Annotated in this window: 19 protein-coding genes; 10 read left to right on the forward strand and 9 right to left on the reverse strand. The window is 74.7% G+C overall.

All coding sequences use genetic code 11. From position 1 onward, the window contains the following. Positions 1-84 precede the first annotated feature (84 nt). Positions 85-777, forward strand: a complete 693-nt coding sequence (locus tag ACFVST_RS20350; RefSeq protein ID WP_390153681.1) for an iron dependent repressor, metal binding and dimerization domain protein — start codon at positions 85-87, stop codon at positions 775-777. Between the two features lie 344 nt (positions 778-1,121). On the opposite strand, the gene ACFVST_RS20355 is transcribed toward ACFVST_RS20350, so the two are convergent. From ACFVST_RS20355 to ACFVST_RS20365, 3 genes are all read right to left on the reverse strand, one after another. After that, positions 1,122-2,789 carry a transporter gene (locus ACFVST_RS20355; RefSeq protein ID WP_390153684.1) on the reverse strand — a complete coding sequence of 556 codons (1,668 nt, stop codon included), beginning with the start codon at positions 2,787-2,789 and terminating at the stop codon, positions 1,122-1,124. Next, on the reverse strand, positions 2,786-3,568 hold the full coding sequence (locus tag ACFVST_RS20360) for an ABC transporter ATP-binding protein (RefSeq protein ID WP_390153686.1): 783 nt from the start codon (positions 3,566-3,568) through the stop codon (positions 2,786-2,788). The genes ACFVST_RS20355 and ACFVST_RS20360 overlap by 4 nt, the downstream gene beginning before the upstream one ends. Positions 3,569-3,721: 153 nt before the next feature. Continuing rightward, positions 3,722-4,459: a bifunctional DNA primase/polymerase gene (locus ACFVST_RS20365; RefSeq protein ID WP_390153689.1), complete on the reverse strand. Its 738-nt coding sequence runs from the start codon at positions 4,457-4,459 to the stop codon at positions 3,722-3,724. A 254-nt stretch (positions 4,460-4,713) separates the two neighbouring features. On the opposite strand from ACFVST_RS20365, the gene ACFVST_RS20370 reads away from it, so the two are divergent. Both ACFVST_RS20370 and ACFVST_RS20375 read left to right on the forward strand, forming a co-directional pair. Next, on the forward strand, positions 4,714-6,093 hold the full coding sequence (locus ACFVST_RS20370) for a transcriptional regulator (protein ID WP_390153692.1): 1,380 nt from the start codon (positions 4,714-4,716) through the stop codon (positions 6,091-6,093). Between the two features lie 170 nt (positions 6,094-6,263). Next, positions 6,264-7,898: a hypothetical protein gene (locus tag ACFVST_RS20375; RefSeq protein WP_390153695.1), complete on the forward strand. Its 1,635-nt coding sequence runs from the start codon at positions 6,264-6,266 to the stop codon at positions 7,896-7,898. 80 nt (positions 7,899-7,978) lie between these two features. Here the strand turns inward: ACFVST_RS20375 and ACFVST_RS20380 are convergent, their stop codons facing one another. Continuing rightward, positions 7,979-8,353: an STAS domain-containing protein gene (locus ACFVST_RS20380; protein WP_390153698.1), complete on the reverse strand. Its 375-nt coding sequence runs from the start codon at positions 8,351-8,353 to the stop codon at positions 7,979-7,981. A gap of 318 nt (positions 8,354-8,671) precedes the next feature. Here ACFVST_RS20380 and ACFVST_RS20385 point away from each other — a divergent pair, with 318 nt between their 5' ends. Together ACFVST_RS20385 and ACFVST_RS20390 are read left to right on the forward strand one after the other, a co-directional pair. After that, positions 8,672-9,256: a sigma-70 family RNA polymerase sigma factor gene (locus tag ACFVST_RS20385; protein ID WP_390153701.1), complete on the forward strand. Its 585-nt coding sequence runs from the start codon at positions 8,672-8,674 to the stop codon at positions 9,254-9,256. Further along, entirely contained in the window at positions 9,253-10,590 is a 1,338-nt protein-coding gene (locus tag ACFVST_RS20390) for a maleylpyruvate isomerase N-terminal domain-containing protein (RefSeq protein WP_390153704.1), read from the forward strand. Before ACFVST_RS20385 ends, ACFVST_RS20390 begins: the two co-directional genes overlap by 4 nt. Positions 10,591-10,617: 27 nt before the next feature. Here ACFVST_RS20390 and purU read toward each other — a convergent pair whose 3' ends face one another. Then, a complete protein-coding gene (gene purU, locus ACFVST_RS20395) occupies positions 10,618-11,499 on the reverse strand; it encodes a formyltetrahydrofolate deformylase (protein WP_390153707.1) in 882 nt (293 codons plus the stop codon). A gap of 29 nt (positions 11,500-11,528) precedes the next feature. Continuing rightward, a complete protein-coding gene (locus ACFVST_RS20400) occupies positions 11,529-11,975 on the reverse strand; it encodes a hypothetical protein (protein ID WP_390153746.1) in 447 nt (148 codons plus the stop codon). Positions 11,976-12,341: 366 nt separating this feature from the next. On the opposite strand from ACFVST_RS20400, the gene ACFVST_RS20405 reads away from it, so the two are divergent. Then, entirely contained in the window at positions 12,342-12,854 is a 513-nt protein-coding gene (locus ACFVST_RS20405; RefSeq protein WP_390153710.1) for an EF-hand domain-containing protein, read from the forward strand. A 427-nt stretch (positions 12,855-13,281) separates the two neighbouring features. Continuing rightward, on the forward strand, positions 13,282-13,764 hold the full coding sequence (locus ACFVST_RS20410) for an ATP-binding protein (RefSeq protein WP_390153713.1): 483 nt from the start codon (positions 13,282-13,284) through the stop codon (positions 13,762-13,764). Positions 13,765-13,846: 82 nt separating this feature from the next. Here the strand turns inward: ACFVST_RS20410 and ACFVST_RS20415 are convergent, their stop codons facing one another. Then, positions 13,847-14,845: a GlxA family transcriptional regulator gene (locus ACFVST_RS20415; RefSeq protein ID WP_390153716.1), complete on the reverse strand. Its 999-nt coding sequence runs from the start codon at positions 14,843-14,845 to the stop codon at positions 13,847-13,849. Between the two features lie 70 nt (positions 14,846-14,915). Here ACFVST_RS20415 and ACFVST_RS20420 point away from each other — a divergent pair, with 70 nt between their 5' ends. Continuing rightward, complete coding sequence (locus tag ACFVST_RS20420) at positions 14,916-16,223, forward strand: MFS transporter (protein ID WP_390153719.1); 1,308 nt, start codon at positions 14,916-14,918, stop codon at positions 16,221-16,223. 11 nt (positions 16,224-16,234) lie between these two features. On the opposite strand, the gene ACFVST_RS20425 is transcribed toward ACFVST_RS20420, so the two are convergent. Beyond that, a complete protein-coding gene (locus tag ACFVST_RS20425; RefSeq protein ID WP_390153722.1) occupies positions 16,235-17,422 on the reverse strand; it encodes a flavin-containing monooxygenase in 1,188 nt (395 codons plus the stop codon). Positions 17,423-17,570: 148 nt separating this feature from the next. On the opposite strand from ACFVST_RS20425, the gene ACFVST_RS20430 reads away from it, so the two are divergent. Together ACFVST_RS20430 and ACFVST_RS20435 are read left to right on the forward strand one after the other, a co-directional pair. Beyond that, positions 17,571-18,233, forward strand: coding sequence for a GNAT family N-acetyltransferase (locus ACFVST_RS20430; RefSeq protein ID WP_390153725.1), 663 nt, complete (start codon positions 17,571-17,573; stop codon positions 18,231-18,233). A 30-nt stretch (positions 18,234-18,263) separates the two neighbouring features. Further along, positions 18,264-19,169, forward strand: coding sequence for a GNAT family N-acetyltransferase (locus tag ACFVST_RS20435; RefSeq protein WP_390153728.1), 906 nt, complete (start codon positions 18,264-18,266; stop codon positions 19,167-19,169). Between the two features lie 10 nt (positions 19,170-19,179). Here ACFVST_RS20435 and ACFVST_RS20440 read toward each other — a convergent pair whose 3' ends face one another. Next, positions 19,180-19,866 carry a pyridoxal 5'-phosphate synthase gene (locus ACFVST_RS20440; protein WP_390153731.1) on the reverse strand — a complete coding sequence of 229 codons (687 nt, stop codon included), beginning with the start codon at positions 19,864-19,866 and terminating at the stop codon, positions 19,180-19,182. Between the last annotated feature and the right edge of the window lie 29 nt (positions 19,867-19,895).

A 19,895-nucleotide genomic window follows, 5' to 3' on the forward strand; every position in this document is an offset into this window, starting at 1 on the left:
TGCGTCAGAATTGACGGCAGGGCCAGCGCATGTGCCGGTGTCGGATCACCGGGCGTCAAAGGCAGAGCTAATCGAGGGGCACCTATGTCCGGACTGATCGACACCACGGAGATGTACCTCCGCACCATCCTCGAACTGGAGGAGGAAGGTGTGGTGCCCATGCGCGCCCGGATCGCCGAGCGGCTCGACCAGAGCGGTCCCACGGTCAGCCAGACCGTGGCCCGGATGGAGCGCGACGGCCTGGTAGCCGTCGCCAGCGACCGCCATCTGGAGTTCACCGAGGAGGGCCGCCGCCTCGCCACCCGCGTGATGCGCAAGCACCGCCTCGCCGAGTGCCTGCTGGTCGATGTGATCGGCCTGGAGTGGGAGCAGGTGCACGCGGAGGCCTGCCGCTGGGAGCATGTGATGAGCGAGGCGGTGGAGCGCCGTGTACTGGAGCTGCTCCGCCACCCCACCGAGTCGCCGTACGGCAATCCCATCCCGGGCCTGGAGGAGCTGGGCGAGTCCGATCTGGCGGATCCCTTCCTCGACGAGGGCATGGTCTCGCTGGCCGAGCTGGCCCCCGGCGCCGACGGGATGACGGTCGTGGTGCGCCGCATCGGCGAGCCCATCCAGACCGACGCCCAGCTCATGTACACCCTGCGACGGGCCGGAGTGCAGCCCGGCGCGGTGGTGAGCGTCAACGAGTCGGCGGGCGGCGTCCTGGTCGGCAGCAGCGGCGAGGCGGCCGAGCTGCACGACGAGATCGCCTCCCACGTGTTCGTGGCGAAGCGCTGACGGTTCGCCGCCGGGGCGTCGGTGGTCGGGCGGTTGCGCGGACGGTAAAGGGTCCCGGCGCCCGAGGGCGCCGGGACCCGTCCTCCCCGGTGCCGACCCGGAGCCCCGAGCTCCCAGGGTCAGCCCTTCGGACCTCTTTCCCCGAGTGGTCCGCCCTCCCGTGGAAGAACTCCCCGCAGACGCCCGCGCCAATCCCGCCGGGCTGTCACTCATACGGGCGGCGTTGACCGCCGACCCGGACGTTGCGAACGGAAGTTCGGTAGCGTGCGACGCCTCGATGTGACGGGTGAGGGTGAAGTGCCCCTGGCGGCCTGGGAGTTCACCGCACCGCCCCCCAGCGACCCTCACCCCCGGCTGACCGCGGCGAGAATCTCCGGGAGGCGGGCCGCGGTGCGCGGGGCGGAGAGGCGCAGGCCGAGCAGCGCGGCGGCTGTGCCGTATGCCGTGCCGAGGGGGAGGAGGAGCCAGGACCAGGAGGTGGCGCCTGACAGGTGCAGCCAGATCGTGAGGCCCAGCAGCGGGGCGCAGATCAGGGCCGCGGCCACCATGCCGCCCATGATGGACATCCAGGCCAGGCCCGCCTGGCCGGGGGCGACGTTCTTGAAGCCCTCCTGCGGGATCGAGTACGGGAAGGCCGCCGAGGACCAGGCGCCGGTCGCTATCATCGCGCCGAGCAGGGCGAAGGACAGGCCCATGACCTCGGGCAGGCCCTGCCATCTGCCGAGCAGTGCCGAGGTCAGTGCCGAGACGAGGGCCGCGTACGGGACGGTGACCACGGCAAGTGCCCAGGCGCGGCCGCACAGTTCGAGGAAGGCGTCCCGTGGGGAGGAGATGGTGGCCGCCACCATCCAGAACGCGGAGCCGTCCTGCCCGAACTGGTTGTACATCTGCATCCCGAGCATCCCCGCCGCGAAGCAGGCGAAGTACACCGAGCCCGAGCCCTGGGCCGCGTTCACCACCGGGACGAGGAGTCCGACGGCGAGCGAGGTCACCCAGCCCGCCTTCGTCTTGGGGTCCCGCCACACATAGCGCAGGGTGCGGGCGGCGGCGGTGCCGGGGCGGCCGGGGGGCAGCAGCCGGGAGGCGGCGCCCGACCGGCCGGAGTCCCGCCGCTTCGGTCCGGCGGCGGCCAGGGTGGAGCCGTCCGGTGCCGTCATCAGCTTGGTCAGGGAGCGGCGCCACATCACCAGCAGTGCCGCCAGCATCGCCGCGCAGAGCGCCAGTTGGAGCGCGGCTCGGCCGTAGGAGCCGGCTCCCGCCGAGTGCACCGCGCCGAGTGCGGAGGCGGGCGGCAGCCAGTGGAGCACGTCCACCAGCGGATCGAGCCGGTCCATTCCGCCGACCTGGCCCAGGCGCTGGGCGGCGAGGTTCACCACCTGTGCGCCGACGGCGATGATCAGGCCGGAGGCCACCGCCAGGTCGCGGCCGCGGCGGGAGGACAGCAGCCGGGTGTTGGCCGCGGCCACCGTCCGCGCCAGCGCCACACAGGTCAGCAGTACGAGGACCAGCGCCACCACGCCGACCGTCCAGGCGGCGGCGCCGTGGGCCAGGGCCACCACCGAACCGGCCGCCAGGAGCAGTGTGAACAGCGGCCCGATGCCCACCAGGGACGACACCAGCAGCGCCCGTACCAGCGGGGCGGGCCGCAGCGGCAGCATCACCAGCCGGGTCGGGTCCAGTGTCTCGTCGCCGCTGGGGAAGAACAGCGGCATCACTGCCCAGCCCAGCGCCAGTACCTCGGTGAGCAGCAGCACCACCGCGGGCGCGTGCGCCGAGCCGCGCAGCAGGGTCAGACCCGCCAACTGGCCCACCGCCACCAGCAGTACCAGCACCAGCGAGGCCACGTACGCGGCCCGGTGGCCCGCCGAGCGGCGCAGCCCGTTGCCGAGCAGGGTCAGCTTGAGCCGCACCATCAGCGCGGTCAGCCGCGCCGTGCCCACCTCGGCGGCCGTGGGCGCCGGGCCGCCGGTCACCGGGCCGTGCAGCGCGGGTCCGTTCGCCGTGCCGCTCATCGGGGACCGCCGCCCAGCCAGTCCAGGGTGGCCCCGTCGTCCCGCTCGCGGGCGCCCACCAGTTCCAGGAAGGCGGCCTGGAGGGTGGGGGCGTCGCCGCGTACCTCGGCCAGTGGGCCCTGGGCGCGGATGGTGCCCGCGGCCAGTACCGCGACCCAGTCGCACAGCGACTCCACCAGCTCCATCACATGGCTGGAGAAGACGACGGTCGCCCCGGAGGCCGTGTACCGCTCCAGTACGCCGCGGATGGTCTGCGCGGACACCGGGTCCACACCCTCGAACGGCTCGTCCAGGAAGACCACTTCGGGATTGTGCAGCAGTGCCGCGGCCAGCCCGATCTTCTTCCGCATCCCGGTCGAGTAGTCCACCACCAGCTTGTGCTGCGCGCCCGACAGGCCCAGTACGTCCAGGAGTTGGGTGGCCCGCTGGTCGGTCTCCCTGCCGGGCAGACCGCGCAACCGGCCGGTGTAGGCGAGGAGTTCGCGTCCGGACAGCCGCTCGAAGAGGCGCAGCCCCTCCGGCAGCACCCCGATCCGGGCCTTCACCGCCGGAGGGTCGCGCCACACGTCGTGGCCGACGATCTCCACGGTGCCCTCGTCGGGCCGGAGCAGGCCGGTGATCATGGACAGGGTGGTCGTCTTGCCGGCGCCGTTCGGACCGACCAGGCCGATGAAACGGCCGGCCGGCAACTCCAGATCGATACCGGCCACCGCGGTCTGGGCGCCGAAGCGCTTCCAGAGACCGTGGACGCGGACGGCGGCTGTGGGGGCCTCGGTCACGGGTCACCTTCCGGATCGGTGGTGCGATGCGGACGGCCCGAGGGCCGCCCCGACCGACCCTACGGCCCCGCCGGCCCCCGCGGCTGAGCCCCCCGCTCCGGCTCAGCCAACTCCCGGGTACCGCAACGGACTTGGCCCGCTGACCGGTACGGCCTACGCCCGTGCCTCGCGGGCGCAGGCGTAGGCGAGCGGGGGGACGACCTCCTCCGCGTCCGGCAGCCAGCGGTTGGCATCGGTGGGGCGGCGGGCCCACTGGACGGGGCCGCGGCCGCCGAGGCGCGTCGGCGGGGCCGCCAGCCAGCCGCCCTCCCCCAGGGCGGCCAGCCGCAGCGCGGACGGGGCCCAGCCCAGCCGCCGTACCAGGCTCGCGGTCCTGGCCGCGCCGCCCGGCAGGACCAGGAACTGCATCCTGCCGTCCGGAGTGCAGACCACCGGGCCCGCCTGGACGCCCTGCCGCTCCATCCGGGCCAGCGCCAGGAACCCGGCGCCCTCCGGCACCTCCAGTACGTCGAAGGTGCGGCCGGTCGGCAGCAGTACCGAGGCCCGCGGCTGCCGCTGCCACATCCGGCGCACCGTATGGGCGCTGCCGGTGGCCAGCCCCGCCCAGTCGGACTGCGCCGGGTGCGCCCCCGGTGCCGCGCAGGCCGCCGCCCCGCAGGAGCAGCGCTGCCCGCCGCCCGCCGCCACCAGCCAGGTACCGGGGAAGACCTCCCAGTGCCGCTCCTGGGCGCAGCGCACCGCGGCCTCCTCGAAGCTCCCGTCCTCCGCCGAACTCGCCCCGCCCGTACGGCCGTTCGCCGCCGGCTCACCGCGCTGCCCGGGGATCGGCGCCTCACCCGGCGCGCTGTCGGTCGGTACGGCCTCGGTCGGTGCGGAGTCGGTGGCTCCCATGGTCTCTTCCACGCCCTCTCAACTCCCGCCGCCACCAGGGGTTACGGCCCGTCCACACCGCCGCGCCGGGACACAGCGCCGCTCCGGGGGCGCACGGATGCACGCACGGGGGCGCGCACGGGCAGCGGGGCGGGACGCCGGGTAGCCACCGGGAGCAGACCCGACCGGGCGGGACCCGGTCCATCCGACCGGTGCGAGGCCGGGCGCCGAGAGCGGTGCCCGGCGGCGCACCGCCTTCCAGGGGGTAGGACGCCATGGCCGCAAGGCCCCTCGTAGCGCGGCAGCCGAACGAACGGCTGCAGGCGCTCATCCAGGAAGCCGGCTGCTCCAACGCAGGGCTGGCCCGCCGGGTCAACCTGTGCGGCGCCGAGCACGGCCTCGACCTGCGCTACGACAAGACGTCCGTGGCGCGCTGGCTGCGCGGCCAGCAGCCGCGCGGCCGGGCCCCGTCCGTGATCGCGGAGGCCCTCGGCCGCAAGCTGGGCCGCGCCGTCACCCTGGACGAGATCGGTATGGCGGGCGGCCGCAATCTCGCCTCCGGCGTCGGCCTCACCTTCGCGCCCACCGTGCCCGGCGCCATCGAGCAGGTCGCCGAGCTGTGGCGGAGCGACGTGGGGCGGCGGGAGTTCCTCACCGGCTCCGAGGTGGCCGCCTCCGCCCTGGTGGAGCCCAGCCGCGACTGGCTGATCTCCGCCCCCGACCAGCAGGTGGCCCGCAGCAGCGGCGCCCATGTCGGCCCGAGCGATGTGGCCGCCGTCCACGCCATGACGCAGTCCCTCGTCGACCTGGACCACCAGTACGGCAGCGGTCAGGTGCGGCCGGTGGTGGTGCACTACCTCAACAGCGTCGTCGCCGGGATGCTCGGCGGCTCCTACCGGGAAGACACCGGGCGCGAACTCTTCGCCGCGGCCGCCCGGTTGACCGAACTCGCCGGCTATATGGCCGTCGACACCGGCCGCCCCGGCCTCGCCCAGCGCTACTACATCCAGGCGCTGCGCCTCGCCCAGGCCGCCGGGGACCGCGGCTACGGCGGCTATGTGCTCGCCGCGTCCATGAGCCATCTCGCCGCCCAGCTCGGCACCCCGCGGGAGATCGCCCAACTCGCCCGCGCCGCACAGGAAGGCGCCCGTGGCCGGGTCACCCCGCGTGCCGAGGCCATGTTCCACGCCGCGGAGGCCCGCGGCCACGCCCTGCTCGGCGACGACCGCGCCACCCGGGACGCCGCCTCCCGTGCCACGGACGCCCTGGAGCGGGCCGACGGGCAGGACGACCCGGTGTGGATCGCCCACTTCGATCACGCCTATCTGGCCGACGAGTTGGCGCACTGCCACCGCGATCTCGGGCAGGGCCGGGCCGCCGAGGAGCAGGCCCGCACCGCTCTCGACGGGCACCCCGCGACCCGGGTGCGGCGGCGGGCCATCGGACATCTGGTGCTGGCCGCGGCCCATCTCCAGCAGAACGAGGTGGAGGAGGCCTGCGCCGTGGGCGGCCAGGCCGTCGCCCTCCTCGGCACGGTCCGCTCCGGCCGCGGCGCCGAGTACGTGGAGGACCTGCGCGAACGCCTCATCCCCTTCCGACGCGAGCCCGCCGTACGGGACTTCACCGCCCGGCTGGACCTGGGGGAGGCCGCCTGAGCGGGGCCGGCGGGGCCCGGTGAGCCGGGGCGGATACAGCGCAGCCGTGGCCGGAACCGTTACACGTCCCGGCCGCGGCGGCCCCCGGTCCCTGGGCGCGTAGCCCGGCGCGCCCGGCAACCGGTAGCGTGATCCGACGATTCCACAGGTTCCCCAGATGAGGAGTCCCGGTGACGCAGAGCGGACAGGGCGACGACCAGCGCCTCCCCTCGGTGCGGCCAGCACAGGAAGGCATCGTGCTGCCCGCCGATGGGAGCGAGCCGCTGATGCCCGGGGCCGCCGGTGCCCAGACGACCCCGGCGGGCGGCGCCCCCTGGGGTGAGCCCTGGGGCCCGCAGGGCGGCGCCCCGCAGACCGCACCCGGGGGTTCCTGGGGCGAGGGCCAGGCCTGGGACGGCCGGCAGACCGACGGATACCCGCAGCGGCAGCCCGGCGCCCACCCTTCGCAGTCCCTCCCGGACGACGCCCCCACCGGCCCCCTGCCCCCGGTCACCGCCGGCCCCCTCCCCGGAGAACTCCCGGGCGAGCTGCCCGGCCGGCCCCCCGGACAGGACACCGGCGGCTACGGCAGCCATCGCGCACCCGGCGCCCACGCCCGCCCCGCGGCCCCCGAACTCCCGGGCGCCCACGCCCCGTTCGCGAATCCCGGCATGTCCGGCATGTCCGACCCTTATGCGGCGCCCGGGAGTTCGGCGACGCCCGACGGGTACGGTGCGGGCACCGATGGGTACGGCATCCCGGGTGGCGGTGACTCCGAGGCCACCCAGTACCTCGATCCGATCGCGTCCGGCGGGCCCGGTGCGCTGCCGCCCGAGGCGGGCGGCCCCGGGGCCCTGCCGCCGGAGGCGGGGGACCAGTCCACCACCTTCCTCGGCCGGGTGCCCGGCGGGCGGTCCGGCGCCCCCGCTCCGATGCCGGGCGCGGCCCCGCTGCCCGGCGGCCGAATACCCGGCGCCGAGGACAGCGAGGCCACCCAGCACCTTCCGCCGGTGCCGGCCGAGCCCTACGGGGTGCGGCCCGGGGTGCCCGGCGAGCGGCAGCCGCCCGCCGAGTTCGACAGCCTCTTCCGCAGCGAGTCCGACGTCCCGGCCTCCACCCAGCAACTGCCGCGGTTCGCCCCGCCGCCCGACCGGGGACACCAGCCGGGTCCGGCCGAACCGGAGTTGCCGCGGCGGCGCGGTCCCAGTTCCAAGGTGCCGCTGCTGGCCGCGGCCGGTATCGGCATCGTGGTCCTCGGTGTCTGCGCGGGCGCCCTGATCGGCACTTCGGGCGGCGGCGACAAGAAGAAGGACGACCGGCAGGCGGTCTCCGCCACCGCCCCCGCCGACTCCCCGTCACCGTCCGTGGACCCGGCGAAGAAGCAGGCCGTCGCCCTCGACAAGCTGCTCGGGGACAGCAGCAACAGCAGGCAGAGCGTCATCAACGCCGTTGCCGCCATCAAGAGTTGCAAGAACCTCGGCAAGGCCGCGAGCGATCTGCGGGCCGCCGCCGGGCAGCGCAACGACCTGGTGACCCGCCTCGGCGACATCCCCGTCGACAAGCTGCCCGACCACAACCGCCTCACCAACTCGCTCACCAGCGCCTGGCGGGCGTCCGCCTCGGCCGACAGCCACTACGCGGGCTGGGCCGACCAGGTCGGCGGCAAGCACGGCTGCCACAAGGGGCAGGCGAAGTACACCGGGCAGGCCGCCGCGGGCAACAAGGCGAGCGGCGAGGCCACCAAGGCCAAGCGCCAGGCGTCCGTCCTCTGGAACCGCATCGCCGACCGCTACGGCCTGACGCCCCGCAACCCCACCCAGCTCTGAGCACCCCACGCCCGCCCGCCGCAGGCCAACGCCCGCCCCACCGGCGGGGGTTGGCCGCCGACGCGGCGGGCGCAGGCGTCTTAGGCGGAGAGCGGGCGGGCGCTCTCGTCGGTGGCCTCGGTGACGTCCGGGTAGACCTCGAAGAGGCGGCGGACGCCGAGGGCGGCGAGGACCCGGTTCACATGCGAGCCCTCCTCGGCGCCCCGGGCCGGCAGCACCACCCGCAGCCGGCCGCTGCACGAGTGCATCAGCCGGCGGCTGGCGATCAGTACGCCCACACCGCTGGAGTCGCAGAAGAAGACATCGGACAGATCGAGCACGACATCGTGCCGCCCCTCGGCGACCGCCGCGTGAACCCACTGGCGCAGCAGGGGCGAGGTCACCAGGTCCATCTCGCCGGACACCCGCAGCACGGCCCAGCCGCCCTGCTCGCCGTCGGTCACCTTGAGCGCCACGCCGCATCGCCTCCCGCTCGCCGTTCCGGAAGCGGTGTTATCACTTCCATCTGCGCGGCTGCCCCGCCGCTCTCCCATGAAACACCAGCACGGCGACCCGCCGCGCATCCCGTTCACCTCCCCACCGATCCGGCCCCCTATACCACCGAATCCGCGCCACGTCCCGAAGGCACGGGGCAAAGCGGGAAAGCAGGGCGCGTCACAGGTCCCGGGCACTACATTCGAGGGAGCGGATGGGGCACCCTGGAGCCCACCGCGACGCCCGTCGCGGCGGCCCGCCGCACAGGGAACGGGCAGGCGAGGGGAGGGGAGCCCGGTATGGCGAGGAGCACACCGCCCCGCTGGGACCGCGCGATGCAGCAGCGGCTGGCCCGTGGCGAGGCCACCGCGCTCGGCGAGCTGTACGACCGCTTCGCCTCCCTGGTGCACGGCCTGGCCCACCGCGTCCTGGACGACGAGGAGGCCGCCGACCGCATCACCCGCGAGGTCTTCATCCGCGTCTGGGAGGACCCCGAGGCCTACGACCCGCGGCAGGGCCCGCTGCGGTCCTGGCTCGCCACCCTCACCCACCGGCTCGCCGTGCAGCGGCTGCGCACTACGGAGGCCGCCGCCCTGGCCCGCGGCGGCCCCGGCACCACCGAGGACCTGGAGCGCAAGGTGCGGGGCGCCTCCGCCGCCGCCCGCGCCGACTACATCGTCACCTCGATGCCCGCCCCGCTGCGCGCCGCCCTGGAACTGGCCTACTTCCAGCGGCGGGACTACCGGCAGACCGCCCGGGACCTGGGCGTCACCGAGGACGAGGCGCGCCGTCGGCTCCGGCTCGGCCTCCAACTCCTCGCCACCGCGCACGACTCGGGCCAGGCCGCCGCCCCCGGCCGCCCCGGCCACGGGAGGACCCTGTGAGCCACGCCGACCGCTACGAGCCCTTCGAGGAACCGGACGACGAGAACGGGCCACCCGACCCGTACCGGCCGCCGTACCCCTTCGAGCCCTCGCATCCGTATCTGCCGCGGCCGCCCGCCCAGGCCAAGGGGCCCGGCGGGGTGCCGCGCATACCCATGCCGCGGTCCGCCGTGGAGGACTCGGGGCGGGCCCTGCCGGAGCCGGAGCCGGCCCCGCTGGAGCCGCTGCCGCACCCGGTGCTGAAGTCGCTGCTGGGTGCCTGGGCGCTGGCCGCGTGCTCCCCGCAGGAGTCGGCCGCCGTGGAGGAGCACCTCGGCGAGTGCGGCCCCTGCGCCGAGGAGGCGCTGCGGCTGCGGGACGCGGTGGGCCTGCTGCACCCCGCGGAGAGCCTCGACCTCGACCCGACGCTGCGCACCCGCGTCCTGGAGAGCTGCCTGGACCGCCGCCCGCCGCGCATCCCGGTCCCCCCGTGGGCCGCGCCCTACGACGCGGAGACGGCCCGCCTCGACGCCCTGCTCAAGGACATCGGCGACGCCGAGTGGCACACCCCGGTACGGCTCGGCTGGTACGAGGACGACGGCTCGCGCAGCCGGCGTACCACCGTCGCCGGGGTCATCGCGCATCTGCTGGCGGTCGACGGACTGGTGGCCCTCGTCCTCGGGCTGGAGGACCCGCTGGGCGCGGACACCCCGCTCGGGCTGACCCGGCTGGAACGCACCGAGGCCGCCTGGCGGGCCGGCGGCAGCCCGCCCACCCGCGAGGTGCGCGGCCCGTGGCGGGAGCAGAGCCACCACCTGGTGCGCACCGCCGCCGTCGCCGCGGGCGACGGCGCGGGCAGCGGCGCCCGCGGCGGGCTGCCCGTGCCGGGGGAGCGGGGACCGCTGCCGCTGCGGGACGTCCTGGTGGAGCGGGCCTTCGAGTGCTGGATACACGCGGACGACATCGCGCAGGCCGTGGACTACCCGTACGAGCCGCCCGCGCCGCGGCATCTGCACGGCATGATCGATCTGGCGGCGCGGCTGCTGCCGGGGATGCTCGCCGAGCGGCGCCGCAGCGGTCTCGCCGCACCGGCCCGGGAGGCGGCCGGCGCGGGCCGCAGTCTGCGGCTGGAGATCGAGGGGGCCGGCGGCGGCGAGTGGCTGGTGTCGCTGGACGGCCCGCGGCCGGACGGCACCGCGGAGCAGCAGGTGGCCCATGTGGCGCTGGACGCGGTGGAGTTCTGCCGGCTGGCCGCCGGGCGGGTGCCGCCGTGCGAGGCCGCCGCGGGCGGCACCGGCGACCGGGCCGCGATCAAGGACCTGCTGACCGCGACGGCCGCCCTCAGCCGCCTCTGACCTGACCTAGGGGGCGGGCCGCCGGGGTCAGGGGAAGACGACGGTGCGTCGCCCGTTGAGCAGGATGCGGTGCTCGGCGTGCCACTTCACGGCTCGCGCCAGCGCCTGGCACTCGACGTCCCGGCCCACCGCGACCAGTTGCTCCGGCGTCACGTCGTGGCCCACCCGCTCCACCTCCTGCTCGATGATGGGGCCCTCGTCGAGGTCGGCGGTGACGTAGTGCGCGGTCGCCCCGATCAGCTTCACCCCGCGGGCGTGCGCCTGGTGGTAGGGCTTGGCGCCCTTGAAGCTCGGCAGGAAGGAGTGGTGGATGTTGATGATGCGGCCGCTGAGCTGCTTGCACAGGTCGTCGGAGAGCACCTGCATATAGCGGGCCAGCACCACCAGTTCCACGTTCTCCTCGCGGACCAGCTCCAGCAGTTGCGCCTCCGCCTGCGCCTTGGTGTCCCGGGTGACCGGAATGTGGTGGAACGGCACGTCGTAGGAGGCGGCCAGCTCGGCGAAGTCGGTGTGGTTGGAGACCACGGCGACGATCTCCACCGGGAGCGCGCCCGAACGGGACCGGAACAGCAGGTCGTTGAGGCAGTGGCCGAACTTGCTGACCAGCAGCACCACCCGCATCCGGTGGCCGGCCCGGTGCATCTGCCAGTCCATCTGGAAGGAGTCGCCGACCGCCGCGAAGCTGGCCCGCAGCTTCTCCACGGTGACCGGTGCCTGCGCCGAGAAGTGCACCCGCATGAAGAACAGCCCGGTGTCGTGGTCGCCGAACTGCTGGCTGTCCTCGATGTTGCAGCCGGTCATGAAGAGGTAGCTGGACACGGCGTGCACGATGCCCTGCTTGTCGGGGCAGGAGAGGGTGAGGACGTACTGCTCGGCGGGCGCCGGGGCGCCGGTGGACTGCTCGCTCATGCCCGCCAGAATCCCACACCCGGCGGGGGTCACGCCGGGTGCGTCATCAGCTCCAGCGCCTCCAGGGTGCGCGGTGGGACGTCCGGGTCGTCCCCGTCTCCGGCCGCGAGCCGCACATGGGCGTCCCGCGCCGCCTGCACCGCCTCCGGCCAGCCCGCGTGCTCCAGATAGGCGGTGACGGGTGCGTCCGGCCCCACCTGGTGCATGATCCGCAGCACCCGCAGCACCGCGACGTCCACCAGGGACGCCTCCTGCGGGTCGCGGAAGATGGTGCCGACGTACTTCTCGGCAGACCAGTTGTCCAGCCAGGTGTCCTCGACCAGCCGGTACACGGCGTCGGTGACATCGCCGTACTCGGTGCGGCCGGCCAGCCAGCACTCGTGCTGGAACCGGATGTCGGAGAGCATGTGCAGGGCGGAGCGGACGTTGGTGCGCCAGCGCCACCAGGGCATGTCGGTGAACGGCATACCGTCCATGGTGGCGGAGCGGCGGCCGACACGGGAAGACTTCTCCGAACCTTGCACGGTCCCCGATCGTACGTTCCCCCCTCCCGGCCACGCCCGGCCCCCCGCTGTTCACCCCGAAGTCACCGTCCGTCGACCCCCGATCACTCACGGGTTGCCCGACCGACGGCACCGTACGAGCCATGGCCGACGCCGTCCCCGGGGCCACGGGGGGCTCCGGGGACGGTGGGGTCCCGAGGCGGGTGCCGCACCCGGGCCGGAGGCCTGTCGCAGGGCTGTGGCGTGGTCGTGGCCGGGTGGGGACGAGGGGCGGCATACGCTCCGGACGAGGCCGGCCGGGGGCTGGCCGAATCCACGAGTGTGTGAGGTCCGATCGAGATGGTCAGTACCGACTACGAGCGCAGGATCGCCGCCCGGTTCGCCGGCTTCGACCAGGACGGCAACGGCCATATCGACCGCGAGGACTTCAACGCCGCGGTGCGGGCACTGCTCACCGAGTTCGGCGCCACCGCGCGCTGCGACAAGGGGCAGGCACTGTACGCCGGTGCCGAGGCCTTCTGGCAGGGCATGGCGGGCATCGCGGACCGGGACGGCGATCAGCGCATCACCCGGGAGGAGTTCCTCGGCGGTGCGGTGAAGCGGCTGCGGGACAACCCGGAGCGCTTCGCGGAGATCGCCCGCCCCTTCCTGCACGCGGTGCGCGATCTCGCCGACGCCGACGCGGACGGTGCGCTCACCGTGGCGGAGACGGTGCGGGTGCTGCGGGTGCTCGGGGTGCCGGAGGAGGCGGGGCGGGCGGCCGCCGAGTCCCTCGCGGACCCGGTGTCCGGCACGGTCGCCGAGAGTGTGGCGGTACGCGCCTTCGCGGACTACTTCACCGTTCCCGAGTGACGTGTGGCGGCTGCGTACCGTAACCACCCGGTCCTGGGCGGCGTGTGACTCCGTCACGGCCCGCAGTCACGGCCGGCTCCGGTAGCTTGGGTGGAACGCGGGACGCTTCACGTGCGGTGCGGGGATGCGGTTCCGTCCTGGTGGCGGGGCCGATTCCGGCTGGTGCGTGGGGAGTTCGGGGCAGGACGGATCAGCGTGCCGGCCTGTTCGAGTCCCCGTGCAGCGCGTCGCACAGTATGCCGCACCCGTACTCCTTCGCGCTGGAATATGCCCGAAGCGCTTGTTGAGGTGACTGTACGTCAACCATGCTGTCCCGACAGGGATCACGTTCCGTGAACCCGGTGGAGCGTCGGAGGCGCGAGGCGATGTTCCCCCCGGGGCCTTCGGGCCCGGGTGGTGTCCCAGGCCGGTTCGGATGGTGTGAGCGGTGCAGGTGCTTCAGGTACAGCTTGAGGTCGGTCCCGACCCCGCGGAGGTGGGACGGGCCAGGAGATGGGCGCGGACCCGGCTCGCCGGGTCCGGGATAGGGGAGGACGAGCCGATCGCGGACGCGCTGATCCTCATCGTCTCCGAGTTGGTCACCAACGCCGTGGTGCATACGGGCAGTTCGGCCGTACTGCGGATCCAACTGCCGCCGGCGTCGCCGCCCGGCGCCCCGTGCGCCGGGCCCGCGGGCACGGTGCGGGTGGAGGTCGCGGACGGCAGTGCCTGCCCGCCCCGGCCGCGCCACGCGGAGGGCGAGGACACCAACGGCCGCGGTCTGGAGCTGGTGGACGGGCTGGCCGACCGCTGGGGCTGGGAACCGGCCGGGGCCGGCAAGCGGATCTGGTGCGAACTCGACCGCTGCGCCCCGCCGGACGCGCCCGAGGAGACCGAGTACGCCGCGCCCGCCGCCTACCAGGTGGTCTGAGCGCCACCGCTTTCGGCGCATCCGGCACCGGACCGTCCCGTCCACAGCCTGTGGACGGAGCCCCGGCGGCCCGGCCACACGCTCAACTCGCCGTCTCCGTACGGAAGGTGCGCCGGTACGCGGTGGGGGTGACGCCCAGTGCCGACTGGAGGTGCTGGCGCATGGACTGGGCGGTGCCGAAGCCCGCCTGCTCCGCCACCCGGTCCACCGGCAGCTCGCTCGACTCCAGCAACTGCCGTGCCCGCTCGACGCGTTGGCGGGTCAGCCACTGGCCGGGGCTGAGTCCGGACTCGTCCCGGAAGCGGCGGGTGAAGGTGCGTACGGACATGGATTCGCGGGCCGCCATGTCGCGCAGCAGGATCGGCTGGTGCAGCCGCTCCAGGGCCCAGGCGCGGGCGGCCGCGGTGGACGAGGCGCCCGGCTCGGGCACCGGGCGCCGGATGTACTGGGCCTGGCCGCCGTCCCGGTGCGGGGGCACCACCGTGCGGCGGGCCACCTCGTTGGCGACGGCCGTGCCGTGGTCGCGGCGCACCACATGCAGGCACAGGTCGATCCCGGCGGCCACCCCGGCCGAGGTGAGCACCATGCCGTCGTCGACGAAGAGCACCTCCGGGTCGACCCGGACCTCGGGGAAGAGCTGCTGGAAGTGGCGGGCGGAGGCCCAGTGGGTGGTCGCTGGCCGCCCGTCGAGCAGGCCCGCCGCGGCCAGCACGTAGCCGCCGGTGCAGATGGAGATGAGGCGGGTGCCGGGGCGGATACGGGCCAGGGCGGCGGCGAGTTCGGGGGTGAGGCGGCCCTCCTCGAAGACCGGGCCCAGCTCGTAGGAGGCGGGCACCACCACGGTGTCGGCGGTGGCCAGCGCCTCGGGGCCGTGCTCCACCAGGATCGAGTAGTCGGCGTCGGTGCGCACCGGGCCGGGCGGCCCGGCCGAGCAGGTCACCACCTCGTACAGCGGGTCGCCTCCGGGGGCCTTGGCCAGGCCGAAGATGCGCTGGGGGATGCCCAGTTCGAAGGGGATCGCGCCGTGCAGGGCGAGGACGGCGACCCGGTGCGGGCGGGGTGCGGCGGAAGCGGTGGCCATGGCCCGATCGTAGCGAACCATGGCTCTTGGGCCACTCGTCGTGGGCGGGGCCCGCCCGGAAGCTGGAACGGTGACACAGACGACCCGCACCCCCGGCACCCCGCAGCCCGCCGCACCCGAGGCCCGGCCGGTGCGCCGGCGGCGGGTGCACCGGGCCTGGTACGTGGCCGCCGTCGCCTTTCTGACGATCGTCGGCGGGGCCGCCTTCCGCTCGCTGCCCGGCCTGCTGATCGACCCGCTGCACCAGGAGTTCGGCTGGTCCCGCGGCACCATCGGCCTCGCCGTCTCCGTCAACCTCGCGCTCTACGGCCTCACCGCCCCCTTCGCCGCCGCCCTGATGGACCGCTACGGCATCCGCCGGGTGGTGGTCTGCGCCCTGGCCGTGATCGCCACCGGGTCGGGCCTCACCGTGTGGATGACGGCGGCCTGGCAACTGATGCTCGGCTGGGGCCTGTTGGTGGGTCTCGGCACCGGGGCGATGGCGCTGGCCTTCGCCGCCACCGTCACCGACCGCTGGTTCGCCACCCGGCGCGGCCTGGTCTCCGGCATCCTCACCGCGGCCGCCGCCTCCGGCCAGTTGGTCTTCCTGCCGCTGCTGTCCTGGATCGTCACCCACCACCACTGGCGGCCCGCCGCCGTCACCGTCGCCCTGGCCGCCCTCGCCGTGGTGCCCTTCGTGTGGCTCCTGCTGCGCGACCACCCGGCCGATGTGGGCCTCGCCCCGTACGGCGCCGAGCGCGTGGTGCCCAGGCCGCCGCCGGTCACCGGGGCCGCCCGCCGCACCCTGGCGGTCCTGGCCTCCGCCGCCAGGACCGGGCCGTTCTGGCTGCTCGCCGGGACCTTCGCCATCTGCGGCGCCTCCACCAACGGTCTGGTGCAGACCCACTTCGTGCCCGCCGCCCACGACCACGGAATGCCCGCCACCGCCGCCGCCTCGCTGCTCGCCGTGATCGGCCTCTTCGACGTGGCCGGCACCATCGCCTCCGGCTGGCTCACCGACCGCTTCGAGGCCCGCCGGCTGCTCGCCGTGTACTACGCGCTGCGCGGTGTCTCCCTGCTGTTCCTGCCGCTGCTGCTGGCGCCCTCGGTCCACCCGCCGATGGTGTTCTTCATCGTCTTCTACGGCCTGGACTGGGTCGCCACCGTGCCGCCCACCCTCGCCCTCTGCCGCGAGCACTACGGCGAGGACAGCCCCATCGTCTTCGGCTGGGTCCTCGCCTCGCACCAGGTGGGCGCCGCCCTGGTCGCCTTCCTCGGCGGCGCCGCCCGCGACACCTTCGGCTCCTACGACGTCGTCTGGTACGCCTCCGGAGCGCTGTGCGCCGCGGCCGCCCTGATGGCCCTCGTCATCCGCCGGCCCCGGCAGGCAGCGTCCTAACGGGCTTGCGGTCAGCGGGACTTGGCGATGGCGCGGGCTATCTTCCCCGAATCCAGGGCGAGTTCGCGCAGGGTGCCGCTCAACGGGTTGGTGTAGCCGGTGAAATGGAGACCGGGGGCCTGGTGTGCGGTACGGCGGCCGTGCACCAGCGGGCGGCCCTGCGCGTCCAGCACCCCCAGATGCCCCACCAGCGGCTCCAGACCCCGCCGGTAGCCGGTGGCCGCGATCACCGTCTCGGGCCTGATCCGGGTACCGTCCGCGAGCACCGCCTCACCGTCCTCGAAGGACTCCACCGCCGCCACCGGCTCCACCCGCCCGGTGCGCACCGCCTCGATCAGCCCCACGTCCTGCACCGGGATCGCCCCCTGCCGGACCCGGGAGTACAGGCCGGTGTCCGGTCGCGGCAGGCCTCGCGCGGACAGGTCGGGCACGCTGATCCGGGCCAGCCGCCGCGCCATCCGGTCCACCAGCGCCACCGGCAGCCGCCGGCACATGATCCCGCTCGCCTGTGCCGGCCAGCCCGCGGTGGAGCGGCGCACGATGTGCGGCACGGTGCGCACCGCGAGCCGTACCCGCGCCGCCCCGCCCTCCACCAGGTCCACCGCGATCTCCGCCCCCGTGTTCCCGGCGCCCACCACCAGTACGTCCCGGCCCGCGTACGGGGCCGCGTTCCGGTACCGCCCGGCGTGCAGCAGCTCCCCGGCGAAGTCCTCCGCGCCGGGCCAACTCGGCATATACGGCGTGTGGTTGTAGCCGGTCGCCACCACCACCGCCCGCCCCGTGAGCCGGCGCCCGCCGGAGGCGTGCAGCACCCAGCCCCCGTCCCCGTCCCGCTCCACCCGGGACACCTCGACGCCGGTGACGATCTCCAGCCGGTGCTCCTCGGCGTACCGCTCCAGATAGCGCACCACCTCGTCCCGGGCGGGCCAGCGGCCGGCCGAGCGCGGGATCGGCAGGCCCGGCAGGGAGGAGAGGCGGCGGGTGGTGTGCAGCCGCAGCCGGTCGTAGTGGCCCCGCCAGGAGGAACCGACCCGCTCCGCCCGCTCCAGCACCACCGCCCGCACCCCTCGGGCGCCCAGCGCGTGGGCGGTGGCCAGACCGCCGGGGCCGCCGCCCACGACATACACCGGGCGGTCCTGGACACTGGGGGGTGCGGCGCGCGGAATCCGCTGGTCGCGCCGGTTGTGCGAGTCGGCCATGGGCGCGAGCGTAACCAGCCCCCCGCTTGATGGAGTCACGTCAAGAACGGGAACCGATTGCGAAAGGGTCACGGCCCGCCCGCCCACCGGCGACCACCCCCGCGGCACCGCCCAACGGCGCCGCGTACCACGGGTGTTGGATGGGGAGATGACCGACGTGCGACATATGAAGGTGCCCACCGACGCCCGGATATCCGGCCACGGACTGCTTCTCAGGCCCTGGCGGCCGGGCGTACCGGAGGACCTGGACGCCTGGTTGCGCGGCCTCACCGACCCCGACTTCCGCCGCTGGAACACCCCGCTCAAGACCGTCGACACCTACGACGACGCCCGGATCTCGCTGCTCGACCGGATCCGTCGGGGCCTCAGCGGCAGTTGTGTCTCCTTCGCCGTCACCGACCCGGCCACCGGCACCGTCCTCGGCCATATCGGCCTCAACGACATCGAACGCACCATGCTCCGCGCCCGCGTCGGCTACTGGGTCCTGCCCGAGGCCCGCGGCCGCCGCGTCGCCCCCCGCGCCCTCACCCTCGCCGGCACCTGGGCCTTCACCGCCCTCGGCCTGCACCGCATCGAACTCGGGCACGCCGTCGGCCACGACGTCTCCTGCCGCACCGCGGAACGCTGCGGCTTCCCGCTGGAGGGCGTCATGCGGGACGAGATGGCCGGCGAGGGAGGCTTCGGCACCTACCGCGACGCCCACCTCCACGCCCGCCTCTCCACCGACCCGGAACCGGACCCGGCCCACCTCGGCACCGGCCCCTTCGACCCCGGCGACGGCCTGGACCCGGGCGCCGAAAACCATTCGTGACCGGTCCGCGCCCCCTGGTAGCACTGGTACATGACGCCCCCGCAGCCGCCCGCCGCATGGCATCAACTCCCCGACGTCCACGCCTTCCTGGACCGCGCCGGCCCCTATCTGCACGCCGCGCCCGCCCTGCACACCGTGCAGCTCACCGTCACCGACGCCCTCCGCCGGAACGGCCCGGACGCCTTCGGTGGCGGCCCACCCCGGTACGGGATACTCACCGCGGACGGGCAGGTGCACGGCACCATGGTCCGCACCCCGCCGCGCGGTGCGCTGGTCTCCGTCACCCCGCCGCCGGGCGCCCCGCCCGGCCCCTTCCTCACCGCCGCGGCCGAGTCCCTCGCCGAGACCCACCCCGAGCTGCCCGGCCTCACCGCACCCGACGAGACCGCCACCGTCTTCGCCGGGGCCTGGCAGCGCCGCACCGGAGCCGTACCGCGCCCCCAGACCCATGAGCGCCTCTACGCGCTGGCCGACCTCGCCATGCCGCGGCCCGCCCCGCCCGGCCGCGCCCGCCCCGCCGCCCCCGCCGACCACGCCCTGCTCACCCGCTGGTTCACCGAGTTCGCCGAGGCCATCGGGGAGCCGCTCAGCCGTGACCCGGCGCCCTGGGCCGAGGACCGCATCGCGCAGGGCCGGACACTGCTGTGGGAGACACCGGACGGCACCCCGGTCTCCCTCGCCGGATGCAGCCCGGAGATCGCCGGGCAGGTACGGGTGGGCCCGGTCTACACCCCGGCCGGGCTGCGCGGCCGCGGCTACGCGGGCGCCGTCACCGCCGAGCTGAGCCGCAGGCTGACCGGCACGACGGCCCGCGACATCCTCCTCTTCACCGACCTCGCCAACCCCACCAGCAACGCCCTCTACCAGCGCATCGGCTACCGCCCGCTCCGCGACTTCACCGTCTACGCCTTCGACCCCGGGCCGGAAACCGAGTAGACGACAGGCCTCACGGCCAGAGCAGTTCGCGGGACCAGGGGCCGGCGGGGTGCCCGGTGGGCGGGCGGTGGTAGCGGAGCCGGAGGTGGCGGCGGTCCCGCTCGCCCTGGAAGAACTCCACCTCCCAGGGCCGCACCGCGTACACCGTCCAGCTCGGCACCTCGGCCGACGGTTCCCGCCGGGCCCGCTCCCAGGCCGTGCGGGAGGCTTCGGCCAGGGTGGCGGCGGAGTCCAGCGGTTCGCTCTGCGGGCCGGCGAGCGCGGCGGCCAGCGCCCCCGTCGAGCGGGCGTGCAGATCCGCCTGCGCCTCCCGCCGCGGCAGCGTCCGTACGCTGCCGCGCACCCGGACCTGGCGGCCCAGTACCGGCCAGTGGAAGCAGAGCGCGGCCCGGGGCAGCGCCGCCAGTTGCCGGCCCTTACGGCTGCCGGAGTGCGAGGCGACCAGCCAGCCCCGCTCGTCCGCGCCGTGCAGCGTCAGCATCCGGGCGTCCGGCCCGTCCGCGTCGGCGGTGGCCAGGCAGACGACATGCGGTTCGCGCTGCCCGGCCGCGAGGACCGCCGCGAACCACTCGGTGAACAGCGCCACCGGATCGTCCGGCGCCGCCTCCGCGTCCAGTGCGGGAAACGGCGGCAGTTCCGTCTCGGCCGGGTCCCACACCCGGGCGGACGCCAGCAGTTCCTGAAGCTTGGAAGGCATCCCCCGAGTATTCCCTAGCGCACACACCG

Origin of the sequence: Streptomyces sp. NPDC058045 (assembly GCF_042885635.1) — a bacterium.
GTDB lineage: Bacteria > Actinomycetota > Actinomycetes > Streptomycetales > Streptomycetaceae > Streptomyces.

Excerpts from the sequence above, each read along its gene's own strand:
- ACFVST_RS20350 (WP_390153681.1), top strand. The coding sequence starts at position 85 with ATGTCCGGACTGATCGACACCACGGAGATGTACCTCCGCACCATCCTC.
- ACFVST_RS20355 (WP_390153684.1), bottom strand. The coding sequence starts at position 2,789 with ATGAGCGGCACGGCGAACGGACCCGCGCTGCACGGCCCGGTGACCGGC.
- ACFVST_RS20365 (WP_390153689.1), bottom strand. The coding sequence starts at position 4,459 with ATGGGAGCCACCGACTCCGCACCGACCGAGGCCGTACCGACCGACAGC.
- ACFVST_RS20370 (WP_390153692.1), top strand. The coding sequence starts at position 4,714 with ATGGCCGCAAGGCCCCTCGTAGCGCGGCAGCCGAACGAACGGCTGCAG.
- ACFVST_RS20385 (WP_390153701.1), top strand. The coding sequence starts at position 8,672 with ATGGCGAGGAGCACACCGCCCCGCTGGGACCGCGCGATGCAGCAGCGG.
- purU (WP_390153707.1), bottom strand. The coding sequence starts at position 11,499 with ATGAGCGAGCAGTCCACCGGCGCCCCGGCGCCCGCCGAGCAGTACGTC.
- ACFVST_RS20400 (WP_390153746.1), bottom strand. The coding sequence starts at position 11,975 with ATGGACGGTATGCCGTTCACCGACATGCCCTGGTGGCGCTGGCGCACC.
- ACFVST_RS20405 (WP_390153710.1), top strand. The coding sequence starts at position 12,342 with ATGGTCAGTACCGACTACGAGCGCAGGATCGCCGCCCGGTTCGCCGGC.
- ACFVST_RS20415 (WP_390153716.1), bottom strand. The coding sequence starts at position 14,845 with ATGGCCACCGCTTCCGCCGCACCCCGCCCGCACCGGGTCGCCGTCCTC.
- ACFVST_RS20425 (WP_390153722.1), bottom strand. The coding sequence starts at position 17,422 with ATGGCCGACTCGCACAACCGGCGCGACCAGCGGATTCCGCGCGCCGCA.
- ACFVST_RS20430 (WP_390153725.1), top strand. The coding sequence starts at position 17,571 with ATGACCGACGTGCGACATATGAAGGTGCCCACCGACGCCCGGATATCC.
- ACFVST_RS20435 (WP_390153728.1), top strand. The coding sequence starts at position 18,264 with ATGACGCCCCCGCAGCCGCCCGCCGCATGGCATCAACTCCCCGACGTC.
- ACFVST_RS20440 (WP_390153731.1), bottom strand. The coding sequence starts at position 19,866 with ATGCCTTCCAAGCTTCAGGAACTGCTGGCGTCCGCCCGGGTGTGGGAC.